This window comes from Syntrophomonas sp. UBA1041, assembly GCF_002316705.1.
Classification (GTDB): Bacteria; Bacillota; Syntrophomonadia; order Syntrophomonadales; family Syntrophomonadaceae; genus DTU019.
The window spans coordinates 613-4,900 of sequence record NZ_DCEA01000064.1 but is presented as its reverse complement, the minus strand read 5'-3'; the positions used below and the strand labels follow the sequence as shown (position 1 = coordinate 4,900).

The following is a 4,288-nucleotide window of genomic DNA, read 5'->3' as shown; positions in this document are numbered from 1 at the left end:
GGCAGCAGCTCCAATTTAAGATTGCAGGACTTTGACAGCCTGTCGGAAGTGATTCACAGCTGGCTGCTGGAGGAACATGGGAAAGAATCAGAAATAATTGAAGATTTTCTGGTAGGGGTATCCGGTTTCAGGTTTACTAAAGCGCCCCCGGTAACGCCTGCTGACATTAACCATGCATTTGCAGGCTTTAAATCCGGGGTTGAGATTCTATACGGTGTGGAAGGAAAGCAGAATGCGGTGATAGCGTTCTTATCCCTGATACTAAAGAGCCCACGCCCTTGCACCCTTCTGCTATACAGCGATGAAGATATGGGATGGTTAACTGAGGATCCCGGTTTTACGGCTAAATGGGCACTGCTTTTACAGCAGGTAATCAGGGGCGGCAACAGGATAAAAATAATACATACCGTTAACCGCAGATTTGATGAAATGCTGGCTGCCATCAAAGGGTGGGTGCCTATTTACATGACCGGCCATATCGAACCCTATTACTATCCAAAAATTCGTGACGGCATCTTCAGGCGGACCTTGTTTATAGCGCCGGATATCGCTGCTACGACTTCTTCTTCCATAGGCTCTGAAACCGCCAATAACGCCAATTTCTTTTTTACCGATAAAACCACCATCGATGCACTTATTAAAGAATACCATGATTTCTTAGCCCTTTGCCGTCCGCTGATGCATATATTTACACCTCATCATAAAGAGGAATATTTAAGTATTTTAGCCGAATTCGAGCAGGAGCAGGCTGACTCTATCATCAAAACGGATATGCCCACCAATCTAACTATGCCAGCGGATGTTGCGCAAACCATCTTGAGTCGAATAGACACCCCTGATAGGGATTTCCTGCTGTCTTATCAACTGAAGAGAAGCGAGGCCTTTATATCAGCCCTGCAGCAGCAGCGCCATACCGAGATCTTTCCCCTGCCCGACCTGGAAAACATATTAAGCGGCCGGGCTATGGTAAGCTTTTCTGATTTGCTGGGCAACACCCATACCTTTTACACCCCGGAGGAATTCTACAAACACCTCCGGAATATAGTGGGTCTTCTTAAGGAATACCATAACTATATAGTCATACTGACTGAGGATAGGATATCTGAGGGCTGCCTGCTATATGTAAAGGAAGACGTTGGGGTCCTGGTCGGTAAAACCTCGCTGCCCTCAGTTGTTTTTGCCATTAATGAAAGCCATATGAACGCTGCCTTTTGGGATTACCTGAGAGTGATGCAGAACCAGGAATCCAGCAGGCCGGAGCATAAGGCTCTTACGATTGCCCGGCTGGAAGCACTGGCGGCCAGGCTGGAGGAAAAGCTGATCGACATCTCGGGCTAGACAACCAACCCCTCGAAACCGTTATGTCAGCGTTCATAGGAATACTTAATGACCTATGCCTTATGGGCTTTGCTGGAGTCTTTGGCGTAGAGCTGGTCCACACGGCGGCACACCATGTGACACAGGCGATAAAGGCTATTCCGGTGAGAAGTACTTCTTCATTTCGATGTACAATAACTGACGGGCGTTCGGCTTAGCTCTTTGGCTGTAATCCGAACGCCCGTTGTAATTTTGTATTTCATTTGCACTCTGCCATGCCGGCAGGAAGGCTTATGCTTTAGTTCACAATCAATTCGACAAACCGCTCAATGATTGCCGCGACCTCCGCGCGGGTCGCCGTTTCCTTCGGAGCGAACACGCCTCCGCTACGCCCGGAAATAACGCCTGTGGTCTGGCAGAATAAAGCCGCGTTTTTGGCATAGTTTGAAACACTCTCGGCATCTGGATAGCTTAGCGCGGTATCCATATCAGATGGCAGGATTTCGAGGAAATCTGCGAACCGGTACAGGATCGTCGCCATCTGCTCGCGGGTGATTTGGTCGTCGGGGCTGACCCTGCCGTTTCCGTAGCCGCCGATGATATTGTTTCTCTCCGCCCAATCCACATACCTGCCGTAATAAGCACCGTAGTCGCAGTCGGTAAAGGCATGGACGCCGGAAGCTTCAATTGTGCCGTAGCTGCGCTCGTACAGCCGCCCGATGACTGTTGCAAACATAGCGCGGGTCATGCCCGAATCCGGCGAGAAGGCGCTGCCGCCTGTGCCGAGGAATATCTCGCGCTCGGTCACAAAGCCGATATACCCCGCCGCCCAGTGGCCGGACACGTCCACGAAGCTCTTACTATTGCCCATTACAGACACCGTCACACCATCTGGGGCGATATATTTCCCGTTCGCCGCAAAACCGATGAAAACCTTGCTGCCGCTGTCATCAAGGTAATACGGCACCCCCTCGTAGATTCCTGCGCTGCGAACCACCAATGCGTAAGGCGAGAACTCTGTCGCCTCAAACACCAGGTACCAGACGCCGGCTCTGTGCTCAAGCCTTGAAGAGCATGTCGTCACAATTCCATTGTCTGATTTATGTATGACGTCGAGCTGCTCTTTTTTGTCAAGCAGGCTTTCCGGCACCGGCAGGGAAATGGTCACGGCGTAGCCGGGCGCGGGTTGGGTTCGGGTGTTCGTACCTCTTATGTAGAGGGAGATGTCGAAAGGATAGACCGCGTTCCCCTCGCCGAGGCCGAAAGCGGCGGCGTCCTCATTTGTATCCGTGACTTTCACCTCAACAGCATCTGAAAACGCTTTTTCCATATTGGCCTGGGCTGTTATTGCCCCCAGGCTTCCGCGAAACAGCGGGCTGCTGGTTTCGGTGACGGTGATGGTCCGCACCGCGCTGTCTCCTCCGCCTCCGCCGGACGGCGCCGGCGGTCCGAAGCTGGGGTAGCCGCCGTTTTCACTGCCAATAACTGCCCAGGTCTCAAAGATTTCCAGCCCGGCTGCGGTATGTACGGTGACGGTATTCTCATCCGCGCTGACAGTATAATCCGTACCGGGCTGGGCGTATTCCAACCCGTACTGCAGCCAGTTGCCAAGCAGCAGTTGGGCCTCATCCGTATAAACGGGTTCGCCCCAGTCGCTGTCCAACTCGCAGCGGAAGGTTTTGCCCTCGGCGTAGTTTTCATCATTGCGGTCCAAAGTGAGCCTACTGGCGGTTTCCCCGTCCAGATTCACCCAGTACGAGCCGTCGTAGACCTGCCACTGATAGGTAACATTGGTTCCGGTGGCCGTAACGGAAAACACGGCGTCATTCCCATAAAGCGTGAAAAACTGCAAATCCGCCGGCTGTTCGGTGATAACCGGCTCCACCGCCAGAAACGCCGCTTTCGACACCATGAGGACCGGGCGGACGGCTATAAAATCGTCTCTGGAGCGCCAATTATAATAGCTGTCCCCCTCAGCGTAATAATAACCGGTGTCGCCGGGGAGGTCGTTAACGTACTCGTCGCTTAACCAAAAGGCCGTATCCTGATCGCTGAAATGGATGCTGCCAGAAATAATATTTTCAAATTCGCTCAATGCGGGCAAACGGGTTGCGGCTCCGTCATCGTCAAAAATCTCCCGCGCCTCGGTCTGATAATCCTCAATCGCCTGCTCCGCAGTAATTAACGTATCCGCGCCAAATCTTGCATGAGTGCCGCTCAAGAACCCGTCCCTGACAAGCGTGAAGTGCTCGACTCCGTCCTCAAGCACGAACCAGGCGCTGCCGCCGGTCAGCTTCAGCCGGGTGCCCACGGGATACGGCGGATAAGTAACCGTAATCTCCATATCCACCGTATTGCTGGCATAGCTGGTAAGATACTCTCCGTTCACCTCTTCGGCAAACAACCGCAGGGTATAGTCTCCCACAGGCAGGTTGGCGGGGATGGTAAAGCTTTTCTCCCCTGTCGAGGCGGAGCCTATTCTGCCGTAAGCGTAAATATCACCACTGCGTATAAGCATGGCGGAGATCTGAGTGTAATCCGCTCCTTCGCCCAAGTCGTCGATCGCCACCGTCGCCGTATCGCCCCGGGCGATTGTCGTATGCTCCATACCCGCCCCAAAATCAGTATTGCCGTCTTTTAAAGTGAGCTTCCAGTCATCGCCGTTGTACTGCTCGGTGTGGGCAAAAGCGCTGCTGTTGTCAAAATCCGCCGCCGTGGACAAGAGCACGGAGCCGTAATCCAGATGGAAAGCGGGACGGACCATAAAGGGATTATAGACCCAGCCCCCGTTCGCTTCGATCGCCCCAGTGCTCACCACAAAAGTTCCTTCCCCAATTTCTTCACTAGCCTCATCGGGAGAGCGCAGCCACCAGACAAACGGCTGATTGTTATAGGACTCGGTCGCTACCCTAGCGGCATCTTCATTCATGTCCGTGCTGAAGCCGTAGTCCTCATTCATCGCCTCATCCAG

2 protein-coding genes are annotated in these 4,288 nt (G+C 53.0%); one reads left to right on the top strand and one right to left on the bottom strand.

From position 1 onward, the window contains the following. Positions 1-1,338, top strand: a 1,338-nt coding sequence (locus B2633_RS09255; protein WP_483170326.1) for a transcriptional regulator, incomplete at its 5' end; no start/stop codon positions are given. A 277-nt stretch (positions 1,339-1,615) separates the two neighbouring features. Here B2633_RS09255 and B2633_RS09250 read toward each other — a convergent pair. Beyond that, complete coding sequence (locus B2633_RS09250; RefSeq protein WP_483170325.1) at positions 1,616-4,276, bottom strand: S-layer homology domain-containing protein; 2,661 nt, start codon at positions 4,274-4,276, stop codon at positions 1,616-1,618. Between the last annotated feature and the right edge of the window lie 12 nt (positions 4,277-4,288).

What these genes read in the sequence shown, in the direction of transcription:
- B2633_RS09250 (WP_483170325.1), bottom strand. Translation starts at nt 4,276, where the DNA reads ATGAATGAGGACTACGGCTTCAGCACGGACATGAATGAAGATGCCGCT.